The sequence below is a fragment of the Pseudomonas sp. SDO52101_S400 genome (assembly GCF_054071635.1).
The window spans coordinates 1-23,952 of record NZ_JBSVWF010000065.1 but is presented as its reverse complement, the minus strand read 5'-3'; the positions used below and the strand labels follow the sequence as shown (position 1 = coordinate 23,952).

The window sequence follows — 23,952 nt, the reverse complement described above, 5'->3', positions numbered from 1 at the left end:
CAACAAAACTACTAATTTATCTCTCCCCTGTCCTTGCCCATGATCAACCCCAACAAGAAATGCGCCGTTCGTGCCGGCGCTCACTGAAGTACGTCCACGTACTCGTCCTTGCCTTGGAGTTCGTCATGGCCACCTCTGCAACAACCTCCGCACCGCTCATTGAGAAACACACGATCGGCTACGTGCCGCCCGAAGATCGCCACGGACAGGTCAGGGATCTGTTCACCCTCTGGTTCGGCGGCAATATCGCACCGCTGCCCATCGTCACCGGCGCCCTCGGCGTTCAGTTGTTTCACCTGAATCTGGTGTGGGGCATCGTCGCCATTCTGGTCGGCCATCTGGTCGGCGGTGTGCTGATGGCGCTGCACTCGGCGCAAGGCCCGCAGATGGGCATTCCGCAGATGATCCAGAGCCGCGCGCAGTTCGGCTCCCTCGGCGCACTGCTGGTGGTGTTGATTGCCGGCGTCATGTACATCGGCTTCTTCGCCTCCAACATAGTGCTCGCCGGCAAGTCCCTGCATGGTGTGGTCGACAGCGTTCCGGTGCCGGTCGGCATCGTGATCGGAGCGCTGGGCTCGGGGATCATCGGCATCATCGGTTACCGCTTCATCCACGTGCTCAACCGCATCGGCACCTGGGTGCTGGGGATCGGCATCGTGATTGGTTTCGGCTACATCCTGACTCACGTGCAGACGGCCGACTTCCTTACTCGTGGCAGTTTCAACCTCCCGGGCTGGCTTGCGACGGTGTCGCTGGCGGCGTTGTGGCAGATTGCGTTTGCGCCCTATGTGTCGGACTACTCGCGTTATTTGCCGGCGAATGTGCCGGTGGCCGCAACGTTCTGGACCACTTACCTCGGTTCCGCGCTGGGCTCGAGTCTGTCGTTCATCTTCGGTGCGGTTGCCGTGCTGGCAACCCCGGTGGGCATGGACACCATGGACGCAGTGAAACTCGCCACCGGCTCGATCGGCCCGTTGATGTTGGTGCTGTTCCTGCTCAGCGTGATCAGCCACAACGCCCTCAACCTGTACGGCGCGGTGCTGTCGCTGATCACCCTGGTGCAGACCTTCGCCTACCGCTGGATTCCTACCGCCAAGAGCCGCGCGGTGATTTCGCTGATCGTGCTGCTCGCCTGCTGCTTCGCTGCCGTGGGTGCGTCTTCGGACTTCATCGGTCACTTCGTCGACATGGTGCTGGTGCTGCTGGTCGTGCTGGTGCCTTGGACGGCGATCAACCTGATCGACTTCTACGCCATCCATAAAGGCAAGTACGACATCGCCTCGATCTTCCAGGTCGACGGCGGCATCTACGGCCGCTACAACCCGCAGGCCTTGCTGGCGTATGCAATCGGCATCGCGGTGCAGATTCCGTTCATGAACACGCCGCTGTACGTCGGCCCGGTGTCGGCACACATCAACGGCGCGGACCTTTCCTGGCTGGTGGGGTTGCTGGTGACGTCGCCGCTGTATTTCTGGCTGGCGAGTCGTGACAGTGCTTATCGTCGGCGGCTGATGACCGGAAAGCTGGCGGGCAGTCTCTGAGATTGACTCGATGCACAAACAAGGCCCGCCATGTGCGGGCCTTCTGCATTGCGTTGTGCTATTTCTTAACGCCCGACCACAACCGGAGATGGAAATCCAATGCTGCGAATTCTGGGCAAAGCCTCATCGATCAATGTGCGTAAAGTGCTGTGGACCTGTGCGGAATTGAACCTTTCCTTCGAACGCGAGGACTGGGGGTCAGGTTTTCAATCGACATTGACGCCGGAGTTCCTCGCACTCAATCCCTGCGCGATGGTGCCGGTGATTCAGGACGATGACTTCACGCTGTGGGAGTCGAACTCGATCATTCGCTATCTGGCGTCGCGCTATGACGGCGAACAGCTTTACCCGCGCGAAGCACGCGCCCGCGCGCGGATGGATCAGTGGATCGACTGGCAGGCTTCGGAGTTGAACAAGTCCTGGTCGTACGCATTCATGTCGCTGGTGCGCAAGTCACCCGCGCATCAGGACAGCCTTGCTCTTGCGGCCGGTTGCCGGGAATGGGCAAGGCACATGGAGATCCTCGACCGGCAACTGCAAAAGACCGGCGCCTATGTCAGCGGCGAGCAGTTTTCCCTCGCCGACATCCCTATCGGCCTGTCGGTCAATCGCTGGTTCGAGACGCCGCTGGAACATCCGTATCTACCGGCGGTGAGCGCTTATTACGAACGCTTGAACCAGCGCCCCGCTTACCGATTGCATGGACGGAATGGCACGCCTTGATGCCGGTCATTTGTTTTTGAACGCCTCACGCCGCTACTGACGTGCCCGCCACCGAGGGCACGATGAAGACGCTGAATCGGGCACACTTGTTCAATCAAATAAGCAGGTCTTCATAAAAGGCACCGTACGGAAGCTCAGGATGTTCTATCTGGATTTCCAGAATCCAAACACCGGCATTGGGTGCCTGTTCGAAGTCACCCAGATTGCCGCCGCGATGGATCGCGTGAGGAAAATCGCTGACCCGGTGCCCTTTGATGTCCAGATTCAGCTTCCAGCCCATGGCCTCGGCCTGATCGGTGGCATAGCGATATAGCTCGACACCCGTCACGCCCTGACGCCAGAAAGCTTCGACCTTGTCGAAGAGTTCTTTGGAGGCCGCCGCGCAAGCGATCATTTGCGGATCGGAGCCAGTGACGAACGTCGCCCCGGCATCGCCTTCATGGCCTTCCCAGACCACGCCCATGTCGATGAAGAAAATGTCCTCTTCACTCAGGACCGGATCGCCGTCGGAGCGCTCCTTGAAGGTCTTCAGCGTGTTGGCGCCAAAACGGATCAGCAGCGGGTGCCAGATCCGGTCCATGCCCAGTTCGACAAGGATTTCCTTGCCCCGCGCATGGGCTTCGGATTCGCGCATGCCGGGTTTGATCACCTTGGCGATCTCGTCCACGGCCTTCCAGGTCAACTGCTGCGCGTGGCGCATGGTCTCCAGCACAAAACGCTCACCTACTGCTTCTTTACCGCTCAGGGCTGTGGTCATCGCTGATTCCTTCTGGCTAATCGCTTGCGCTGTATAGTTTTTTATATTGCGAAACAGGACGCCTAAGATACAACCATGACACAAAGTGTCAATTCTCTTCTGCACGCACCACGCCGCGCTCCTCAAGCAAGCGCACGAACATGCTCAGACTGCGCGAAACCGTACCCCGTCGCCATACCAGCCACGTCGTCAGATAGCGGAAATCCGACGCCAGCGGCCAGACACTCACCGTCGCGCAACCGGGCATGCTCTGCAGCATGCTGCGCGGCATTAGCGCCAGGCCGGCGCCTGCGCTGACGCAGGCGAGCATGCCGTGATAGGACTCCATTTCAAAGATCTTGCCAGGCACCGCAGCGTCGGTGCTGAACCATTTTTCGAAGTGATGGCGATAGGAGCAGTTCGAGCGGAACGCGTAGATATTCTCGCCATTCACATCCGCAGCGCGTTGGATCGGCCCGTGGTGGAGCGGCGAGATGATGACCATTTCCTCTTCGAACGCCGGGATGCCTTCCAGCGCCGGATGCAAGACCGGGCCATCGACGAACGCGGCCGCCAGGCGCCCGGAAAGCACACCGTCAATCATCGTCCCGGACGGCCCGGTCGACAGGTCCAGATCGACCTTCGGATGCTGCTGGTTATAGGTCGCCAGCAAACCGGGAATGCGCACCGCTGCCGTACTTTCCAGCGAGCCCAACGGGAACGCACCTTGCGGTTCCTCGCCGGCCACCGTGGCTCGGGCTTCCTGAACCAGATCGAGAATCCGCCGCGTGTACTCGAGAAAACTCCAGCCGGCCGGCGACAGGCGCAAACGGCTCTTCTCGCGGATGAACAGGTCGACCCCCAGATCCTCCTCCAACTGCTTGATGCGCGTCGTCAGGTTCGACGGCACGCGATGGATCTGCGCCGCGGCCGCACTGATGCTGCCGTGCTCGGCCACGGCCTTGAAGATTTCCAGTTGCACCAGATCCACAGTCATTCTCCAATCGTGAAAGAAACGCTCTTTATTATTCAGTTTCCAGAAACAAAACGCCACCCTACTCTGAGCGCATCCACTGACCTCGCAGGACGATGCCATGAGCCAGATTTCCAGCCAGACCCACGCCATCTCGATCAACCCCGCCACCGGCGAGCAGATCGGTCACTACGCCTTCGAATCCGCCGAGGCCCTCGATGCCGCACTGACTCGTGCTGCGTTCGGTTTCGGCAAATGGAAACGCAAACCGCTGCAGGATCGCTCCCGCGCCCTGACCGCGCTGGCCGGTGCCCTGCGTGACAGCAGCGAAGCCATGGCGACCATGATCACTCAGGAAATGGGCAAGCCGATCGCCCAGGCCCGTGGCGAAATCGAGAAATGCGCCAAGCTCTGCGAGTGGTACGCCGAACACGGCCCGGCCATGCTCACAGCCGAATCGACCCTGGTCGAAGGCGGCAAGGCGCGCATCGAATACCGTCCACTCGGGCCGATCCTCGCCGTGATGCCGTGGAACTTCCCGATCTGGCAAGTGCTGCGCGGTGCAGTCCCGGCGCTGATCGCCGGCAACACCTACGTGCTCAAGCATGCGCCGAACGTGATGGGCAGCGCCTACCTGTTGCGTGACGCCTTCACCCGCGCCGGTTTTGCCGATGGCGTGTTTGAAGTGATCAACGTCACCCCGGAAGGCGTGTCCACCGCCATCGCCGACCCGCGCATTGCCGCCGTGACCCTGACCGGCAGCGTCCGCGCCGGCATGGCCATCGGCGCACAGGCCGGTGCTGCGCTGAAGAAATGTGTGCTGGAACTGGGTGGTTCCGATCCGTTCATCGTGCTCAATGACGCCGATATCGATGAAGCCGTGCAAGCGGCGGTGATTGGTCGTTACCAGAACTCCGGCCAGGTCTGCGCCGCCGCCAAACGTCTGATCATCGAAGAAGGTGTGGTCGAGGAATTCACCCGCAAATTCGTCGAAGCCACCCGCCAGTTGAAGATGGGCGATCCGTTGGCTGCCGAGAACTACATCGGCCCGATGGCCCGTTTCGATCTGCGTGATGAGCTGGATCAACAAGTGCGCGACACTTTGGAAGAAGGTGCCACCCTGCTGCTCGGCGGCGGCAAAGTCGAGGGGTCGGGCAACTACTACGAGCCGACCGTGCTGGCCGACGTCACCGACCGCATGACCTCGTTCAAGCAGGAGCTGTTTGGTCCGGTGGCCTCGATCATTACCGCCCGCGATTGCGCTCACGCCGTGGCCCTGGCCAATGACAGCGAGTTCGGCCTGACCGCCACGATCTACACCGCCAACGTCGCCCTGGCCCAGCAACTGACCAGCGAACTGGAAACCGGTGGCGTGTTCATCAACGGCTACTCCGCCAGTGACCCGCGCGTGACCTTCGGTGGCGTGAAGAAAAGCGGTTTCGGCCGCGAACTGTCGCACTTCGGCGTGCGCGAGTTCTGCAATGCGCAGACGGTGTGGCTGGATCGCCGCTGATCCAATGAACAAAGCCCGGAAGCGTTTTGCGCTTCCGGGCTTTTTCATTTACGCCGCAGCCTGTTGTGGCTCCGATACCGTGCGGTCCTTGCTCAGCAGCCCCAGCACCACAGCCGCCGACACCAACGTGATGATCGTCAGGATGTGCAGCAGACACTGGAACGCCGAGGCGTAACCTTGCACCAGACGTTCGTTGGCCAGCCCCGGAATCGTGTTGATTGCGTGAGCCATGTCACCGGTAGTCACCCGGTGCGCGGTCTCGGCAATCAGCGCTGCGTCGGCACCGCCGGCCACTGCTTGTAGATCCGTGTGCAGCAGCGAGGCCAGAATCGCCGCCACACTCGCCAGTGCAATCCCCTCACCCGCCACCCGCACCGTGTTGAAGATCCCGGCCGCCATGCCGGCACGTTCTTTCGGCACTACGCTGACGGACAATCCGTCCATCAACCCCCACGGCAGCCCCGCGCCAATCCCGATCAACACCATCGGCACCACCAGCGCGAATGTCGGTTCGCCGACGTTGTACAGGCTCAGCCAGTGCAGCCCCACGGCGGCAATCAGAAAACCCACGCCCGACAGGATGCCGGCTGAAACAAAACGGGTCATCGAAGCCGCGAGCATCGGCACCACCAGCATCGGCGCGGACAGCGCCAGCAACAACAGGCCTGCATCGACTTCACTCAAGCCTTCTACGCCGATAAACCGTAGCGGCAGCATCACCACCAGCACGATGTAGCAAAAGCAGGTGCCGATCGGCAGCATCTGCACGCCGATGAAACGCGGAAAACGGAACAGCGTCAGATCAAGCATCGGGCGTTCGACGCGCATTTCGATGATGACAAACAGCGCCATCAGCAACGCCGAAGCGCCCAACAGCCCCACCACCAACGGGCTGCCCCAACCGCTTTCGGGGGCCTGAATAACTCCGAACGTGAACAGCGCCAGCATCGAACTGAAGGTCAAGCTGCCCGGCCAGTCGAGGCCGGTGGCGTCAGGGTCGCGGGTTTCGCGCATGCGCGGCAGGCCGAAGATCATCGCGATCACACCGATCAGCGCGGTGAAGACAAAGATCGCACGCCAGTTGAACGCCTCGATCAGCGCCCCGGCCACCAACGGCCCGAACGCCAGGCCGATGCCAAACGTGGTGCCGAGCATGCTGTAGGCACGGGTGCGTGCGTGACCTTCGAACTCCTGCGCCAGCGCCGCCGAACCACTGGCCAGCGCCGCCGCCCCGGCTACGCCCTGAATCGCCCGCAACACATCCAGCCAGAACACCGAAGGCGCCAGGCTCTGGGCAATCGATGCCGCGGTGAACAACAGCATGCCGCCGGTGAACAGGCGCTTGCGCCCATATACATCGGCCAGTGCCCCGGCCGCCATCAGCAAGCTGCCAAACGACAACATGAACGCATTGGTGATCCAAGTCAGCGCCACCGGGCTGCCGCCCAGGTCACGGCCGATGGCCGGCGTCGCCACCGCACCACCGGTAAAACTTAACGGGAGGACCAGCGCCGACAGGCAAATGGCCGCGAGGATCAGCCGCTTGTCGCGCACGCCAGAGTGTTGGAAGACGGTTGTCATGATTTCATCCAATGAAAAGAAAATAAGGCTGCGATCAACAGAGCACAGCCTGTGATGGATTCAACAGGGGGTCAGTCTTTGAACTCCGTGGACAGCGCCAGCCGTTGCGGATTCGGTGCGTTGACCAGCGCCAGCATCGCTTCGGCAAATTGCTCCGGTAACCGGCCAGGTACGCATATCAACTCCTCTTGTCAGTGACCCTGGCGAGATTGCCGGGCCTCCTTGATGAGTTGATGCGACTTTAAAGCCGTGCTACTGATGCGATAATCCCAACAAATTTGCATGACTTTGTGAAAGGCGCTCATCAATGAAAAATCCGTCCACGGCGGATCTGTCGATCTTTCTGAGCATCGCCCAGCATCTGAATTTCAGCCGTGCAGCTGTGGATCTGGGCCTGACACCGTCGGCGTTGAGCCACTCATTGCGAGCGCTGGAAAATCGCCTTGGTGTGCGCCTGTTCAATCGCACGACTCGCAGCGTGGCCCTGACCGAGGCCGGCGAACGGCTTTACGCTCGATTGAAACCGGCGTTTCGCGATATTGAAGATGCGCTCGAAGACCTCAACCATTTTCGCGACAAGCCCTCGGGCAACCTGCGCATCACCTCCGGGCGCCAGGCGTGCGAGCTGGTGTTGCTGCCGATCGCCAGCGAGTTCCTGCAGGCTTATCCGGACATTCGCCTGGAAGTGGTCGAAAGCGATGCGTTGCTGGATATCGTCGCCGCCGGTTTTGATGCCGGGGTGCGGTTCGGTAATCGACTGGAAGCGGACATGGTGTCGCTGCCGATCGGACCGACCTTGCGTTCGATCGTGGTCGCCTCACCGGCGTTTCTCGAACGGCACGCCGCGCCGCAAAAGCCTGAGGATCTGCACACCCTGCCCTGCATCCGTCACCGGTTTCCCAGCGGTGCGCTGTATCGCTGGGAATTCGAGCGCGGCGGCATCGTTCAGGAAATCGAAGTCAACGGCCCGCTGACCCTGGGCGATGTCAGCCTGATGGTCGGCCCGGCGCTGCAGGGCCTGGGATTGGCGTATGTATTCGAAGACATGGCCCGCGAGCACTTGGCGAGCGGGCGTCTGGTGCAGGTGTTGGCGGAATGGTGTCCGTACTATCCCGGCCTGCACCTGTACTACCCGAGCCGACGCCACGTACCGGCGCCGCTCAAGGCTTTCATCGACTTTGCCCGCAACGTGCGCGACGCTAAAACGGGCTAGCTACAGATACTTCAACCAGGCGATGTCACGGCGCCGGGCCTTCAATGCGGAGAACCAACGCACGGCCGGGAACAACGCGACCGCCAGCAGCATCGCTGCCAGCCAAACCGCTGTCACCGACGAGAAACCGAAATAAGTGCCCTGATTAAGCCCGAACAGCACCACACCGATCAGGTACAGCACCTTCAGCGCATAGAGGTGCAGCAGATAGAAAAACATCGGCGCCGAACCGAACACGGTCAGCCAGCGAATCCAGCGTCGATCCTGTGCACGCTCGAACACCAGCAACAGCAGCAGCCCGACGCTCACTGTCAGCGTGATGAACAACAGCGACGGCGGGTACTTGGTGATGTTGAAAAAGCTCATCAGGGTTTGCACACCGCTGTCACCGAAAGCCCAGGTTTTCTCGCCGTAACCGTTGACCAGCCTCAGTACCGCAAAGCCCAACAGCCCGGCGATGCCACCCACCAACAAGCGACGCTGCCGCACTCCGGCATCGGCGGCGCGAGCGAACCAAGGCCCCAGCGCGTAACCGAGACCGATCACACCGATCCACGGCAACAACGGATACGAGGTACGCAGACGCAAGGTCTCGCCCGCCTCGATCCAGCCCCGGTCATGCAAAATTGCCCACGGCACGTGCAGTACCGACTCCGCTGCGAAATGCAGTCCATCGAGCAGGTTGTGCCCGGCGATGATCGTCAGGCTCAACGTCAACAACAGCCAGCGTGGCAGCCAGACCAGCAGCGACAGCGCGATCATGCTCAGGCCGATGGCCCAGATCACTTGCAGATAGATCACGGTCGGTGGCAGCTGGAACGTCCAGGCGAAATTCACCAGGGTGAATTCGAGCACCACCAGGAACAAACCACGCTTGAACAGAAAGGCACTGACGTCAGCCTTGCCGTCATATTTTTCCCCGAACAGCCACGCCGACAATCCGGTCAGCAGCACGAACACCGGCGCGCAGAGATGCGCCAGAGTGCGGCTGAAGAACAGCGCCGGCTCCGTGCTGGCAATGTCCATCGGGTCGCTGACCTGACGATGCAGCAGAAAGGTCTCGCGCACGTGGTCCAGCAACATGAACAGAATGACCAGGCCTCTGAGTGCATCAATGGACAGCAGCCGGCCAGTCGCCGGCGGGACGTTTCGGGGAACAGCAACGGTCATGAAAGGTTCGCAATCGAGTGAAGAGTTCGACCGGGCCTTGTGCAAACGGCCCGAACATTTGCGTTACCTTATAACATGAAAAGTCGCTTCAACTGCTAACAGTTCTCAAGCAGAACGCAGTCGTTCCAGCAGCACCTGCAACGGATGACGCACCGTCCGGTCGGCCTGACGCTTGACCTGGCTGCGGCACGAATAGCCGGTCGCCAGTGCTTCACCCCGCTCTGCCGGTGCCTCGATCTGCTTCGCCCAGGACTGCTCGTAAATCACCGCCGAGGTGTCGCGATTGCGCGCTTCGTGCCCGTAGGTGCCGGACATCCCGCAGCAACCGGTGGCCTGAGTCGTCAGCTTCAAGCCGACGCGTTCGAACACTTGCTCCCATTGCCGCGTCGCCGCGGGCGCGTTGGTCTTCTCGGTGCAGTGCGCGAGCAGGCGGAAGCTTTCGGCAATCTGCGAATCCGTCCGTTGCGGCATGACCTTGAGCAGCCACTCTTGCACCAGCGCCACTTCGGGGCATTGCTCCATCCCCGGCACCTTGAGGTATTCCTGACGATAAACCAGGGTCATCGCCGGATCGAGCCCCACCAGCGGCACTCCGATCTCGGCCAGTGCGCGCAGTTGTCCGGCATTGCGTAACGCCGCGCGATTGAACGCCGACAGGAAGCCCTGCACATGCAGCGGCTTGCCGTTGGCGCTGAATGGCGCCAGATAAACCTGATAGCCGAGACGCGAAATCAGCTCGACCAGATCCGCCAGCAACGGCGCCTCGAAATACCGGGTGAACGCATCCTGCACCAGCACCACGCTGCGCTCGCGTTGCGCCTGACTCAGCGCCGAAAGCACCTCGACCGACGCCGGTTGGACCTGCCAGCGACGCATCGCCGCGTGGAAATCGAAACGACTGAGCAGCGGCACATCGACCATGCCGCCAAGACGCTCGATCAGGCGACGGCTGAACGAGGCGCCCATCAAACCGTTGTAGAGCAACGGAATCCGCGCCATGTACGGAATCGTGTACTCCAGCGAGGCAATCAGATAGTCACGCGCCGGCCGCAGATAACGGGTGTGATACAGCTCCAGAAACCGCGAACGGAAGTCCGGCACGTTGACCTTCACCGGGCACTGCCCCGCGCAGGACTTGCACGCCAGACACCCGGCCATGGCGTCGTACACCTCGTGAGAGAAGTCTTTTTCCTGGGCACGACTGTTGCGCCAGCGCTGCAACAACGTGCTGAAAAACGGTGGCCGGCGGCTGGCATTGGATAACACATCCACCCCCGCCTCGCCCTGCAACCGCAGCCATTCGCGAATCAGCGAGGCGCGGCCCTTGGGCGATTGCGCACGCTGGCGAGTGGCTTTCCACGACGGGCACATCGTATCGTCAGGATCGAAGTTGTAGCAGGCGCCGTTGCCGTTGCAGTGCATGGCCGCGCCGTAGTCCTGCCAGACTTTTTCGTCGATCTGCCGATCGAGTTCGCCGCGCAGGGTCACTTCGTCGATTTTCAGCAATGCCGCGCCGGGAATATTCGGCGTGGCGATCTTGCCGGGGTTGAACTGGTTGAACGGATCGAAAGCCGCTTTCAGGGCCTGCAGCGCCGGGTACAACTCACCAAAGAAGGCCGGCGCATATTCCGAGCGCAGGCCCTTGCCGTGCTCGCCCCATAACAGGCCGCCGTAACGCTGGGTCAGCGCGGCCACGCCGTCAGATACTGGTCGCACCAGCGCGGCTTGTTGCGGGTCTTTCATGTCGAGAATCGGCCGCACGTGCAGCACGCCGGCATCGACGTGGCCGAACATGCCGTATTGCAGATTGTGGCTGTCGAGGAGTTCGCGCAGCTCGGCGATGTACTCCGCCAGATGTTGTGGCGGCACGGCGGTGTCTTCAACAAACGGCTGCGGCCGCGCTTCACCGGCGACGTTGCCGAGCAAGCCCACCGCGCGTTTGCGCATGCCGTAGACGCGGCTCACCGCCGCATGACCGACGGCCAGCGTGTGCCCCAGTCGCTCGACCGTGGCGTCGGTGCCCAAGTGCTGGACAAAGGCCTCGACCCGGCGTTGCAGTTCCTCGGGATCGTCACCGCAGAACTCCACCAGGTTGATTCCGAGAGTCGGCCGCTCGGCGCTTTCCGGGAAATACTCGGCGACGCCGTGCCAGACGATGTCCTGCATCGCCAGCAACAGCACTTTGGAGTCGACGGTTTCAATCGATAGCGGCTTGAGCGCCATCAATGCCCGGGCATCGCGCAACGCGTCCATGAAGCCGGCGTAGCGAATGTTCACCAGCATCGTGTGCTGGGGGATCGGCAACACGTTCAGCTTGGCCTCGACCACAAACCCCAGCGAACCTTCAGCGCCGCACAGCACGCTGTTGAGGTTGAAACGGTTGTCGGCCTCGCGCAGGTGCGCCAGATCGTAGCCGGTCAGGCAGCGGTTGAGATCGGGGAAGGTTTCCCGGATCAATTCGCCTTGCTCGTCGATGATCTGCCGTGCACAGCGGTACACCTCGCCGGCCCGGCCCTCACGGGCGCACTCCGCTGCCAGTTCGCTTTCTTCCAGTGGACGGCCGTGCAAGCGCTCGCCACCGCTCAGGACCATGTGCAGTTCCAGCACATGATCGCGAGTCTTGCCGTAGGTGCAACTGCCCTGGCCGCTGGCGTCGGTGTTGATCATGCCGCCGACGGTGGCACGGTTCGACGTCGACAGTTCCGGGGCAAAAAATAGCCCGGCGGATTTCAGTGCCGCGTTGAGTTGATCCTTCACCACACCGGCCTGCACCCGCACCCAGCGCTGTTCAACGTTGATTTCGAGAATACGGTTCATGTGCCGCGACAGGTCGACGACGATGCCGTCCGTCAAAGACTGACCGTTGGTGCCGGTGCCGCCACCGCGCGGCGTGATCACTACTTTTTGATAAGCCGGTTCGGCGATCAGGCGTGCCAGCAGCGCCACGTCGTCGGCATCACGCGGGAATACCGCCGCTTGCGGTAAACGCTGATAGATAGAGTTGTCAGTGGCCAGCACTACGCGACTGGCGTAGTCGGCACTGATTTCGCCACGAAAGTCACTGGTTTCAAGAGCTTTGAGAAACTGTTGGTAATCGGTGTTCAACGCGGTGGAAGGCGACAGCTGGGCAATCATCGGGCGTGCAATCTCGGTCAAAAACGGGCCGTGTGGCGGTGAACAGTTGTGCGCAATGAATGATTGCGTCACGCTCCCGCCATCTCATAGGCCTTATGTTCATTGCAGAGCGATGCCGGGACAACCGTAAAATCGAACCGCAATCCATGACTAAAACGAATGAATCCGCGAACCCTCACTCCCTCGATGTCTTTGCTGCTGGCGTTTGAAGCCGCTGCTCGCCATGAAAGCTACACCCGCGCAGCCCACGAACTGTCACTGACCCAGAGCGCGGTCAGCCGTCAGGTGCAGATTCTGGAAAAGATGCTCGGCATGCGCCTGTTCAGCCGTGAAGGCCGGCGGGTGATCCTCACCGACGTCGGACGCATGTATCAGCGCGAACTGTCCGAAGCCCTCGGCCAGATCCGCAGCGCGACCCTTCAGGCCATGGCGTTCGGCTCGGGGATTCACAGCCTGCGCCTGGCGACTCTGCCGACCTTCGGCTCGAAATGGCTGCTGCCACGCTTGAAGGACTTCTACACGGCGCACCCGGGCATGACCGTTCACCTGCATTCACGCATCGAAGCCATCGACTTCGACACCAGCGAGATCGACGCGGCGATTTGTGTCGGCGGTGGTGACTGGCCGGGGCTGACCGCCCACCGTCTGCACACCGAAGAACTGGTGGTGATTGCCAGCGCGCAGCTGTCCGATGCCGAACGTCGTGCGGCCGACGAAAATATCGCCGGGCAATTGCTGCTCAACGTCAGCAGCAATGCTCAGGCCTGGTCCGAGTGGTTCAGCCATCACGCCCTGCCCCATCGCAGCATGCGCATCGGGCCGAGTTTCGAGATGACCTCGCACTTGATCCAGGCCGTGCGCGCCAATATCGGCATCGGGCTGGTACCGAGGATTCTGGTGGAAGATGAGTTGCAGAACGGCGAGCTGCTGCAACTGGGCGAACCGATCAGCAGCCGGCGCAGTTATTACCTGGTGTACCCGGCGCGCAATGAGTCGCTGGCGTCGCTGAAGGCGTTTCGGGACTGGCTGGTGCAGACGCTCTGAGTTGATGCGTGAGCCTGAACTGATGAGTTGGCAACCGGGGCGAATAATCGCCCCTTGCATCGGCTAGCGCTTCAGCGGTGGTGGTGCCTTTGGGCCCTTGATCAATGGTTGATCCAACAACTTCCCGTCAGGTCCTACGAATAGGCGTTCCAAATGTTTCGGCATTGGTTGCGGTGCTCTGGCAGTCATGATCGTTCCTCTGATGCTGGGCTGAACTCAACCCATTTAACCTTCGCGGAATCTATCAGCAAAAATTCGGCACCAATAGGATCCAATTTGCCATCGTCGTTGAGCCACCGTGGAAACTTCATCAAAAACTGCCCGGCGTTCGACTCCGGTGGCCACTCGACTGGCCAGCCTAGAACGCGCCTTTCGTCGTCCAGATGAAGGGTGATGAATCGATCATATTGAGCGAAAGCGCAGAACCATTCACTGGGATAGGAAGATTGTTTCGTTACGTTTCTACTGCGCAACCACCTATGCAATTTGCCATTGGTGGCCAGACAACAAGCGATCAACCCCAGCAGCAACGAAGCAGAAAATGCCCAGCACGCTTCAGCCTTGGCATCCCACTTTCCTACAGAAAATCCCTTCTCCCCCACCCACACACAAACCGCCCCAATCCCCAACACCATCCCATGAATCACAAACGTAAAAATCAACGCCTGCACAATCTGCCCGAACGTATCCGGCCGCTTGAACGCCGTCAGGGTGTAGAAAATCCAGGTCGAGACAAACCCCGGGATCAGGTACTGCAACAGAGGAATCACCTCTTTCACCAGATCGTCCATGATCGGCTGCTCCTTGAGTCAAAAAACCAACCCTCCCAAAACAACAATGCCGACCCAAAATGGGCCGGCATTCAAAGCCTAGTGCACGCGGGAAAAACGCCCGCGATCAACTGTCACCGCGCATTACGCATCCTGCAGAATCAGATCCGCGCCCTTCTCCGCCACCATCAACACCGCCGCATGGGTGTTGCCCGATGTCACATTGGGGAAGATCGACGCATCGACGATCCGCAACCCTTCGAGGCCATGCACCTTGAGGCGCTTGTCGACCACCGAGTTCTGCTCGTCCGCACCCATCGCGCAAGAGCCGCACAGGTGATAGATCGAGCCGCAGTTGTCGCGAAAGTACTGCAACATCTGCTCGTCGGTTTCCACCGCCGGCCCCGGCAAGACTTCATCGACCGTGATGCTCTTCAATGAAGGCGCGCCCATGATATTGCGCATCAGGCGACTGCCCTGGATCACCTCGTCGATGTCCTTTTGCGTGCTCAGGTAGTTCGGGTCGATCAACGCGGCATCGCGGGGATTCTTCGAAGCAATCTCGATGTGACCACGACTGGTCGGGCGGCACGGGTTGAAGCACAGCAGGAAACCTGAATAAGGCTCGGGCTTGAGACTGGCCTTGTTGTTTTTCGGAATCTGGTACGACAGCGGGTTGAAATACAGCTGCAGGTTCGGATGGCTCTGTTCCGAGTTGCCACGGAAGAATCCGCCGGCCTGATTGACACTCATCGCCAGTGCGCCCTTGCGGGTCAGCAGGTATTTGACACCGAGCTTGAACTGGCCGAACAGCGAGCTGAGTTCATCGTTCAGGGTCGGGATATTGGCCTTGTAGTAGTAGCTGACGCACAAATGATCCTGCAGGTTCTGCCCCACTGCCGGGAGGTGTTTCACCACCGGAATCTGATGTCTGCCCAGCAAGGCGCGATCCGCCACGCCGGACAGTTGCAGGATCTTCGGCGTATCGACCGCACCGGCGCACAGAATCACTTCCTTGCGCGCCGTGAAGGTCCGCACCACGCCATGCTGGGTGATGGAAATCCCGGTGGCGCGCTGCTGGCTTTCATCGAACAGTACCCGATCGACCAGCGCGTAATGCTCGACCGTCAGGTTCGGCCGGCTCAACGCCGGGTGCAAATGGGCGAAGCTGCTTGAGCTGCGCTGGCCATTGCGAGTATTGACGTCATAGATGCCCGCGCCTTCGAATTTCGGCCCGTTGAAATCGTCGCTGCGCGGGTAGCCGAGCTCATCGCAGCCCTTGAGGAACACGTCGCAGATCGGATGGGTCTGGCCGGCCATCGGGGTGATGCTGATCGGGCCGCTAGCGCCGTGATATTCGCTGTCGCCCAGCGGATGGTTTTCCAGTTTGCGGAAGTACGGCAGTACATCCTTGAAGCCCCAGCCGTCGTTGCCGTTGGCCGCCCAGTCGTTGAAGTCATGAGCCTGGCCGCGCACGTAGATCATCGCGTTGATCGAGCCCGAACCGCCCTGGACCTTGCCGCGCGGGGCGTAGATTTCACGATTGCCCAACTGCTTCTGCGGCTGGCTGTAGTACATCCAGTTGAAGGTCGGGTTGTAATACATTTTGGCGAAGCCGACCGGGATCTTGAACCACAGGGAACTGTCCTTGCCGCCCGCCTCCAGCAGCAGCACCGTGTATTGGCCCGAGGCCGAAAGCCGATTGGCCAGCACGCAGCCAGCGGCGCCTGCGCCAGCGATGATGTAGTCGTATGTCATGCACGGTTACCGCGTAAGTCGTTGTACAAAATTCGAATGAGCGACGGGATTCCCCTGTGGGAGCGGGCTTGCTCGCGAAGGCGCTTGGTCAGCTGACATCTGGGAACCTGACACACCGCTTCCTCGAACACCCCCGCTCCCACAATGGGCCTCTGTCAGCCCTTGGCCGGCGATGTGTCTTTGACGTCGGCCGGGGTCGGGGCCATCTGCAGGTGCAGGCGTTCACCGGTGTAGGGCGAATGTTTGCGCACCACGTCCATGTTCAGCTCCACGCCCAGGCCCGGCTCGGTGGACGGGATGATGTAGCCGTCCTCCCACTGCAACGGCTTTTTCAGGACTTCGGCGTGGAAGCCGCCCCAGGTCTCGATGCTTTCCTGGATCAGGAAGTTCGGCGTGCAGGCCGCGAGCTGGAAACTCGCTGCTGCACCAATCGGCCCGTTGTACAGATGCGGGGCGATTTGCGCGTAATAGGCTTCGGCCATGCTGGCGATCTTCTTGCCTTCGAGCAGCCCGCCGCAGCGCGCCACGTTCATCTGCAGAATCGACGCACCGCCGGCCTGCAACAGCTTGAAGAACTCGTACTTGGTGGTCAGGCGCTCACCGGTAGCAATTGGAATGCTGGTTTTGGCCGCGACTTGCGCCATGGCTTCTTCCTGGCCCGGCGGCACCGGTTCTTCGAACCACAGCGGATCGTATTTCTCCAGGCGCTTGGCCAGGCGAATCGCCGAGGACGGCACCATTTGCCCATGGGTGCCGAACAGCAGATCGCACTTGTTGCCCACTGCTTCGCGGATCTTGCGGCAGAAGGTTTCGCAGCGCTCCAGGACTTCCAGCGAGATCTGGTGCCCGGAGTACGCGGTGTACGGCCCGGCCGGGTCGAACTTCACGGCGGTGAAGCCCTTGTTCATGTTGTCGATGGCGCATTCGGCCGCCAGGTCCGGGTCGTCGTAGTCGTACTCGCCACGGCTGTTGACCGGGTACAGGTAGGTGTAGGAACGCAGGCGTTCGTGGACCTTGCCGCCGAGCAATTCGTAGACCGGTTTGTTCGCGGCCTTGCCGATGATGTCCCAGCAAGCCATTTCCAGACCGCTGACCACGCCCATCATGGTCAGATCAGGACGCTGGGTGAAACCGCTCGAATAGGCCTGACGGAAGAAGCGCTCGATGTGGTGCGGGTCCTGATTCAGCAGGTAGCGTTCGAACACGTCTTCGATAATCGGCAGCATGGCTTTCGGGCCGAAGGTCGCGGCGTAGATCTCGCCGACGCCTTCAATGCCGCAGTCGGTCTTGAGCTTGACGAACAGCCAGTACATGCCGCCGATGTGCGGTGGCGGTACGGCGACGATATGGGTTTCAAGGGCGACGATTTTCATCTCAGGCACCTGTCTTTTTCAAAGAAGTCTTGTTCAAAGATTTTTTATTGATCCGGGCACGCAGGGTCACGGCAGCGAGGGTGCCGATCAGACCGATAGCGGCGATGTAGCCGAAATAGAGCTTGTAGCCGAGGGCACCGGGGAAATGCTCAGTGAGGTAGCCGTTGATCAACGGAATAAACGCATCCGGCATGTAACCGACCACCGAAACGATGCCGATGGCCAGTCCGGTGATGCGCAGCGGAATGTTGCAGCTGTCGAGGATCGCCCAGTACAGACCGCGAATCGCGTAGGTCATCAGGCCGATGAAAATTACTGTCGCGATCAGCAGCCCCATGCTGTTGAGCGCCGGGAACACGATCAGGCCGACAATCGCCAGACTCGCCAGCAACAGTGCAACGATCAGCACCGAGATATTTGAAAACTTGTCCCCCAGCCAGCCGCCGCCGATGCCGCCGATGGGGCGCATCCACAGTTTGATGGTGGTGATAGTGCCGGCCATCACGGCGGTCAGGCCGCTGCCTTGCAGGTAGTCCGAGAAGCTGTAGGTGGCCCAGAAGATGTGATAACCGCAGAACACGATCGCCGTGACCAGCCACAGTTCAGGGATCTTCACCAGGGTCGCCAGGTCCGTGAACAGGTTGAACTTGCCCTTCTCCACTGGCGGCGTGTCCTCCATCGATTTCGGGTCCTTGATCAGCACCAGCACACAGCCGATGGCAATACAGGTGAAGGCGTAGAGGTAAACCACGTGCTTGAAACCTTCGGCGGTGGACTCGCCACGGGTTTCGGTGGCGTAGGCAAACAGCCCCAGCGCAACGGTCGCCAGCAATGCTTCAACCAGCCCACGCCCACCATCGAGAATGCCGAAGAAACGGCCCTGCTCGGTGTGATGGGCAATCATCTTCACGCGTTTGAGCACCGAGGCCCAGAACGTCAGGCCGGTGGTCAGCCCCCAGCAACCGAAGATGATCATCAGCCCGGTCATCGACGGCGCCGTCGAGTACCACAGGCCCAACGCACCGGTCGCTACCAGCGAGAAAAAAATCAGGAAACGCGGCGCGATACGGTCGGCCAGCCAACCGCTCGGCAAGTAGCTGAGGAGAAAGATCGTGCCAAGCATCGAGTACAGATAACCCAGCTCACTGTGGTTGATCTGGAACACCTCGAGCATGGTGGTCTGATAGACCTGGCGCAGGTACAGAATCGGATAGATCGCACCGGCGGCGAGCACCAGCAACATCAATTGAAAATAGCGACTTCCCTTGTCGCTCTGGCTTTTCGAAGCCGAGTTGGAACCCTGAACAGCGGCAGCAGAGGATGCATGCTTGGACATTGAAGTGACCTCGGGCGACCCGTGCTCCGGGCGCCCCTGATAATTGTTTTTATAGGTGTAGCGTGAGGCGTGAGGCGGTGGATCAGTACTTCATGACCACAAGACGGGTCTGGGTGAATTCGAGCATGCCGTGCTTGCCGTCATCGCCGCCCAGGCCCGAGCGTTTCCAGCCGGCGTGATAGCCCTGGTAAGGATCGGCAGGCGTACGGTTGACGTACAACTCGCCGGCCTCGATGGCGTTGGCGACTTTCTGCACTGTGCGGTAGTTCTCGGTGTACAGCACCGACGACAGGCCGAACTGGTGGTCGTTGGCCATGGCCAGCGCTTCGTCGATGTCGCGGTACTTGAGCACGGGCAATACCGGACCGAAAATTTCTTCCTGGACGATTTCCATGTCCTGACGGCAGCCGCTGAGCAGCGTTGGCGGGTAGAAATGCCCCGGGCCTTCGGGCAGCACTCCGCCGCTTTCGAGAATGGCGCCGTCGGCAATTGCGCGCTCGACCATGGCGTGAATGTTCTTCTGCGAACTGGCGTTGACCAACGGGCCCATCAGGCTGGCGTCTGTGGCGCGGTCGCCGAATTTCACGGCGGCGATCTTCGCTTTGAGCAGCGCGAGGAAACGGTCGTATACGCTTTCCTGCACGTAGACCCGCTCCACCGCCGTGCACAACTGGCCGCAGTGAGTGGTTTTGGAGGCGATGATCGCGGTTGCGGCCGCTTCAAGATCGGCGTCGGCTTCGATGATTGCCGGAGTCTTGCCGCCCAGTTCCAGCGACGGCTTGGCGATGTTGGCCTTGCAGTAGTCGAGAACGATGCGCCCGGCGTTGACACTGCCGGTCAGGGTGATCAGGCCCACGGCTTTATGGGTGCAAACGGCTGCGGCGGTGGCGTGATCCATGGTCAGGATATTGATCACGCCGGCCGGCATGCCCGATTGCTCAACAGCTTTGGCGATTTCGAACGCCGAAGTCGGGGTGTTGTTACTCGGGCGCACCACCACAGTGTTGCCGGCAATCAGCGCCGGAGCGATTTTGCGCAACAGGGTGTAGACCGGGTAGTTGAACGGAATCAGGCACGCAACGACGCCAATCGGCTCGCGGTGCAGAAACAGGTTTTCGTCGGGGCTGTCGCTGGGAATGATTTCGCCTTCGATACGGCGCGCCCACTCGGCGTGGTAACGGGTGATCTGCGCGGCATAACGGGCTTCGTTGCTGGCGTCGCTCAGGCTCTTGCCGGATTCGGCGGCCAGGGCGGCGCCGATGGCCTCGGCGCGATCTTCAAGAGCAGCCGCGAACGCTCGCAGGTGCTCGGCGCGCTCGATGCTGGTGAGTTTGCCCCAGACCTTTTGCGCCTTGGCGGCGACATCGACTGCCGCCGTGGCTTCCTCGGCGGTGGCAGCCGACACCTGGCCGATCAATGCTTCGGTGGCCGGGTTGTAGACCGCGATCAGCGCCGCGCTGGCCGGCTCGATGAAGTGGCCGTTAACAAAATTTCGCTCGACTCGCATGTGCATCGCCCATCGTTTGTTTTTATCGATGCCGCCAGTCTTGTCATCGACAGCGGGTTCAACAAACGATTTATCCGGCGATCAAACATTCGAAAAATGCACGTTACTCAGGAAATCGCCTTCGAAGGCTCAAGCTGGCGCTGCGCCAGCCAGATCTCTTCCTGCAACCATTGACTGAACGCCTGCAATTGCGGCATCTGCGTCTGTTCCGGCCGAGTCACCAGCCAGTAGGACTGATGACCTTCGACGTGGACGTTGTGCACCTGGGTCAACTGCCCGCTGGCCAGCTCCGAGGCGACCATGTGCCAGTCGGCAATGGTGATCCCCAGACCATCGACTGCCGCTTGAATCGCCAGGTCCAGCAGGTCGAATTCATAACCACCCTGGGTATCGACACCGCTGATCCGCGCCGCGTCGAGCCAGTGTTTCCAGGTCAGGTAACGCTGATCCTCCCGGGCCAGCACGTGCAACAGCGTCAGGCGATTGAGGTCGATGCCCTGATCGCCGCCCTCCCGCGCATAAAGCGTTGGCGCGCACACGGCGATGTGCCGCTCCTGAATCAGCAGCGAACTGTCGAGCCCATCCCATTCACCGTCGCCAAAACGGATCGCGCAATCGAGGGTGCTGGTCTCCGCGAGACTGTCCTGCAAGCGGGTGGTGATGCTCAGTTCCAGTTCCGGATGTTGTTCGCGCAGGCGCCCCAGACGCGGCATCAGCCAGCGGCTGGTGAAGGTGGGCGGCGCATTGATGTGCAAGCGATTGGCGTGGGTTTTCTGCTGGATGCTGCGCACCGTCAGCTCGATCTTGTCGAACGATTGATGCAGTGCCCTCAACAGAATCTTGCCGGCACCGGTCAATTCGAGATGGTGATGGCGGCGCTCCAGCAGACTCTCGCCGAGCTGCTCTTCCAGTTGCCGCACCTGGCGGCTGACCGCGCTCTGGGTGACGTTGAGCAACTCGGCGGCGCGGGTGAAGCTGCCGGTGCTGCCGGCCACTTCGAATGCTTTGAGTGCATTCAGGCCGGGCATTTTGCGTTTCATACAAGGCACTCGAAAACCACTGACAAGGCGCAAAGCATCCCACGACATTGGCAAATTGTCCTACAGGAGTTTCCGAGTAACATGCATTCGATGCAGGTTTCTCCACCGTTTTTATCGTTTGTTCAACAACCCGCAGATAGCAAAACTGCGCGGCATCTCTAATAAAAACAATCGAGAGCCGCTCCATGCCCTTCCCAGCCTCTTTGCGCCTGCGCACAACTTCCATCGCTCTGTTCTGCAGCTTTGCCGCCCCGGCCATGGCAGTCCAGGTCACCGACAATCTCGACCTTGGCGGCGCCATTCGTGCCCGTTGGGACGTGGACCCGGATCGCGATATTCAGAAGTTCGGCCTCGACACGGTATTCCTCAGCGCCAAGTACAACTCCGATTCGTGGATCGGCGAAGCGCAATACCGTTTCTACGGCCGCTCCTACCCTTACCAGTACACCAAGAACTACGGCGACATCCGTTTCGCCAAGTTCGCGTGGGTCGGCTACAAGTTCAATCCTGACCAGCAAGTGCAAGTGGGCCTGAACACCGTGCCGTTCGGCTTGCAGCCGTACTTTGGCAGCACGTTCTACGAAACCCTGGGCAACGTCATCGGCCTGGAAGACGTGCAACAGATCGGCACCAAATACATCCAGCAAAGCGGCGACTGGAACCTCCAGGCCGGTTACTACCTGCGCCCGGCCTGGCAAGGCAAAGGCACCAGCAAAGGCGTGACGTATTCGAGCGTGGTGTCCGAAGCCGACAGCTACGTGGCCGACGGCAGCAATAATCAGGAACGCAACACGGTAGTGCTACGAGTAGCCAGATCGCTGGATCTGGGGCCGTGGAAATCCGAGGTCGGGATCTCCGGCCTGACCTCGAGCATCGAGAACAAGGACACCAACAATGACGGCCGACGCAACGCCGTGGCCGTGCACTACATGGGCAAGAACGGCCCGTGGGGCGTGCAGTTGCAGGCAGCGCGGCAGCAGATGTCGCCGCGCAACCCCGGCAGCGACGAAGTGGTGACCCTCGGCGGTTACGACGGCACTTACAACGTCGCCAGTCGCGGCAATCTATACGTGGCCGACCTGAGTTACGACGTGGGCGGCAAATACCTGTACGACCAGATCAGCGGGATCAAGCTGTATGCCAACTACAGCGCATTCGACAAGTCTGCCAGCGGGTTCAAAACGTCTGAGCGGATGATCCTCGGCACCTCGTTTTCCGTGAGTAAATTGTGGGTTGCTACAGAATGGCTGTTCGGCAGAAATGATCCGTATATCGGTGGCAGCAGCTACACCCAGAGCCTTGGTGCGGGCGGGCTGGATCAGTGGGAGAACCAGTTGTATGTGAACGTCGGATATTACTTCTGACGCTCGAACTTTCAGCGCCTGAAAGGCAGTCATCGCTGGCAAGCCAGCTCCCACAGGATTGATGGCGGCCGCAATATTTGTGGCCACCTTGATACTTGTGGGAGCTGGCTTGCCAGCGATGGCGTCTGCTCAAACAACACTTGCATCCGCCCATCACCGATAGTCAGATAGGCCCATCTCAAAACAACAAAAACCGCCCGATCCGGAGTCCCGCCTCCATGCGTCAACTGCCCTCGCTCAACACCCTGCGCGTGTTCGAAGAAGTCGCCCGTCATCGCAGTTTCAGCCAGGCTGCCATCGGACTGAATGTCACTCAGGGCGCGGTCAGTCGTCAGATCAAACTGCTTGAAGACTACCTCGGTGTGGCGCTGTTCGTGCGCACGCCTCAAGGGCTGTCGCTCACCGAAGCCGGCAGCAATCTTTCCCCGCATCTGGCCGAGGCCTTCGACCACATCGAGCGCGCCCTGCAAGCGGTGCGCGTGCCGAATCTGCGCCAGCGCTTGAAAGTGCTCGCACCGCCGACTTGGGCCACGCGCTGGCTGTCAGCACATCTGCGTGCATTCTGTCAGCGTTACCCGGACATAAACCTCAGCGTGACCAACCAGATTGGCCACGACAGCCTCACGGAAGTCGATTGCCACATCCGCTTTGGCCTCGCGGCAGCGCCCCACTGCGTCAGCCAGTTGCTGGTGATGGAACGGCACATCGCAGTGGCCAGCCCTGAGTTGTTCAACGGCGACCAGCCGCCGGATCTGCGGGAGTTTCCGCTGTTACACATCCTGCACGATGGCAAGCGTCTGAAGGTCTGGGAGAACTGGCTGGCGGCCATGGGACGGGATGACATCGATGCCGGGCAAGGACTGGAATTCAGCACCCTGGACCAGGTGATCCACACCGCCCTGGCCGGCGGCGGCCTGGCGGTGATCGACCGGCAGATGATCGAAAAGGAACTGGCCAACGGCAGCCTGCTGCCGATCACCCCGATTGAAGTGTTAGGCCCTTATGGGTATTGGCTGGATGTGGCGAATGACAAGCAGGGGTTGTCGAAAGTCAGGCTGTTTACCGAGTGGCTCGGCATTGTGTCTAACCCCTGAAAAGCCCCTCACCCTAGCCCTCTCCCGGTGTATGTACCGGGGACATGGTGGACAGGTGTTCGGGGACATGGTGGACACTTT

General features: G+C 60.6%; 18 protein-coding genes. 7 read left to right on the top strand and 11 right to left on the bottom strand.

Annotated features, from left to right (window positions below; genetic code table 11):
* Positions 1-125 precede the first annotated feature (125 nt).
* Both ACW9HX_RS25045 and ACW9HX_RS25040 read left to right on the top strand, forming a co-directional pair.
* On the top strand, positions 126-1,541 hold the full coding sequence (locus tag ACW9HX_RS25045) for a purine-cytosine permease family protein (RefSeq protein ID WP_457382642.1): 1,416 nt from the start codon (positions 126-128) through the stop codon (positions 1,539-1,541).
* Positions 1,542-1,640: 99 nt separating this feature from the next.
* The gene (locus ACW9HX_RS25040) at positions 1,641-2,264 is read left to right on the top strand and encodes a glutathione S-transferase family protein (RefSeq protein WP_457382641.1); all 624 of its coding nucleotides are present in this window, start codon (positions 1,641-1,643) and stop codon (positions 2,262-2,264) included.
* A 94-nt stretch (positions 2,265-2,358) separates the two neighbouring features.
* Here ACW9HX_RS25040 and ACW9HX_RS25035 read toward each other — a convergent pair whose 3' ends face one another.
* Together ACW9HX_RS25035 and ptrR are read right to left on the bottom strand one after the other, a co-directional pair.
* A complete protein-coding gene (locus ACW9HX_RS25035) occupies positions 2,359-3,021 on the bottom strand; it encodes a M24 family metallopeptidase (protein ID WP_457382640.1) in 663 nt (220 codons plus the stop codon).
* Between the two features lie 88 nt (positions 3,022-3,109).
* Entirely contained in the window at positions 3,110-3,991 is an 882-nt protein-coding gene (gene ptrR, locus ACW9HX_RS25030; protein ID WP_457382651.1) for a putrescine utilization regulator PtrR, read from the bottom strand.
* A gap of 103 nt (positions 3,992-4,094) precedes the next feature.
* Here ptrR and ACW9HX_RS25025 point away from each other — a divergent pair, with 103 nt between their 5' ends.
* Positions 4,095-5,486, top strand: a complete 1,392-nt coding sequence (locus ACW9HX_RS25025; protein ID WP_457382639.1) for an aldehyde dehydrogenase family protein — start codon at positions 4,095-4,097, stop codon at positions 5,484-5,486.
* 48 nt (positions 5,487-5,534) lie between these two features.
* Here the strand turns inward: ACW9HX_RS25025 and ACW9HX_RS25020 are convergent, their stop codons facing one another.
* Complete coding sequence (locus ACW9HX_RS25020) at positions 5,535-7,067, bottom strand: MFS transporter (RefSeq protein ID WP_457382638.1); 1,533 nt, start codon at positions 7,065-7,067, stop codon at positions 5,535-5,537.
* Positions 7,068-7,374: 307 nt separating this feature from the next.
* On the opposite strand from ACW9HX_RS25020, the gene ACW9HX_RS25015 reads away from it, so the two are divergent.
* Entirely contained in the window at positions 7,375-8,280 is a 906-nt protein-coding gene (locus tag ACW9HX_RS25015; protein WP_457382637.1) for a LysR family transcriptional regulator, read from the top strand.
* On the opposite strand, the gene ACW9HX_RS25010 is transcribed toward ACW9HX_RS25015, so the two are convergent.
* Together ACW9HX_RS25010 and ydiJ are read right to left on the bottom strand one after the other, a co-directional pair.
* Positions 8,281-9,450, bottom strand: a complete 1,170-nt coding sequence (locus ACW9HX_RS25010; RefSeq protein ID WP_457382636.1) for a DUF1624 domain-containing protein — start codon at positions 9,448-9,450, stop codon at positions 8,281-8,283.
* A 105-nt stretch (positions 9,451-9,555) separates the two neighbouring features.
* Positions 9,556-12,585: a D-2-hydroxyglutarate dehydrogenase YdiJ gene (gene ydiJ / locus ACW9HX_RS25005; protein WP_457382650.1), complete on the bottom strand. Its 3,030-nt coding sequence runs from the start codon at positions 12,583-12,585 to the stop codon at positions 9,556-9,558.
* Between the two features lie 159 nt (positions 12,586-12,744).
* Between ydiJ and ACW9HX_RS25000 the strand changes: the two genes are divergently transcribed.
* A complete protein-coding gene (locus ACW9HX_RS25000; RefSeq protein ID WP_457382635.1) occupies positions 12,745-13,629 on the top strand; it encodes a LysR substrate-binding domain-containing protein in 885 nt (294 codons plus the stop codon).
* 185 nt (positions 13,630-13,814) lie between these two features.
* Here the strand turns inward: ACW9HX_RS25000 and ACW9HX_RS24995 are convergent, their stop codons facing one another.
* From ACW9HX_RS24995 to ACW9HX_RS24970, 6 genes are all read right to left on the bottom strand, one after another.
* Positions 13,815-14,420: a DUF6338 family protein gene (locus ACW9HX_RS24995; protein WP_457382634.1), complete on the bottom strand. Its 606-nt coding sequence runs from the start codon at positions 14,418-14,420 to the stop codon at positions 13,815-13,817.
* Between the two features lie 123 nt (positions 14,421-14,543).
* On the bottom strand, positions 14,544-16,157 hold the full coding sequence (locus tag ACW9HX_RS24990; protein ID WP_457382633.1) for a GMC family oxidoreductase: 1,614 nt from the start codon (positions 16,155-16,157) through the stop codon (positions 14,544-14,546).
* Between the two features lie 155 nt (positions 16,158-16,312).
* The gene (locus ACW9HX_RS24985) at positions 16,313-17,530 is read right to left on the bottom strand and encodes a mandelate racemase/muconate lactonizing enzyme family protein (RefSeq protein ID WP_085731929.1); all 1,218 of its coding nucleotides are present in this window, start codon (positions 17,528-17,530) and stop codon (positions 16,313-16,315) included.
* Position 17,531: 1 nt separating this feature from the next.
* Positions 17,532-18,866, bottom strand: a complete 1,335-nt coding sequence (locus ACW9HX_RS24980; protein WP_457382632.1) for an MFS transporter — start codon at positions 18,864-18,866, stop codon at positions 17,532-17,534.
* Positions 18,867-18,948: 82 nt separating this feature from the next.
* Positions 18,949-20,373, bottom strand: coding sequence for an aldehyde dehydrogenase (gene aldA, locus ACW9HX_RS24975; protein ID WP_457382649.1), 1,425 nt, complete (start codon positions 20,371-20,373; stop codon positions 18,949-18,951).
* A gap of 107 nt (positions 20,374-20,480) precedes the next feature.
* Positions 20,481-21,413 (bottom strand): LysR substrate-binding domain-containing protein, encoded by a 933-nt coding sequence (locus tag ACW9HX_RS24970; protein ID WP_457382631.1) that lies wholly within the window; start codon positions 21,411-21,413, stop codon positions 20,481-20,483.
* A gap of 185 nt (positions 21,414-21,598) precedes the next feature.
* Between ACW9HX_RS24970 and ACW9HX_RS24965 the strand changes: the two genes are divergently transcribed.
* Positions 21,599-22,777, top strand: a complete 1,179-nt coding sequence (locus tag ACW9HX_RS24965) for a hypothetical protein (protein ID WP_457382630.1) — start codon at positions 21,599-21,601, stop codon at positions 22,775-22,777.
* A gap of 218 nt (positions 22,778-22,995) precedes the next feature.
* The gene (locus tag ACW9HX_RS24960) at positions 22,996-23,871 is read left to right on the top strand and encodes a LysR substrate-binding domain-containing protein (RefSeq protein WP_457382629.1); all 876 of its coding nucleotides are present in this window, start codon (positions 22,996-22,998) and stop codon (positions 23,869-23,871) included.
* Positions 23,872-23,952: the final 81 nt, after the last annotated feature.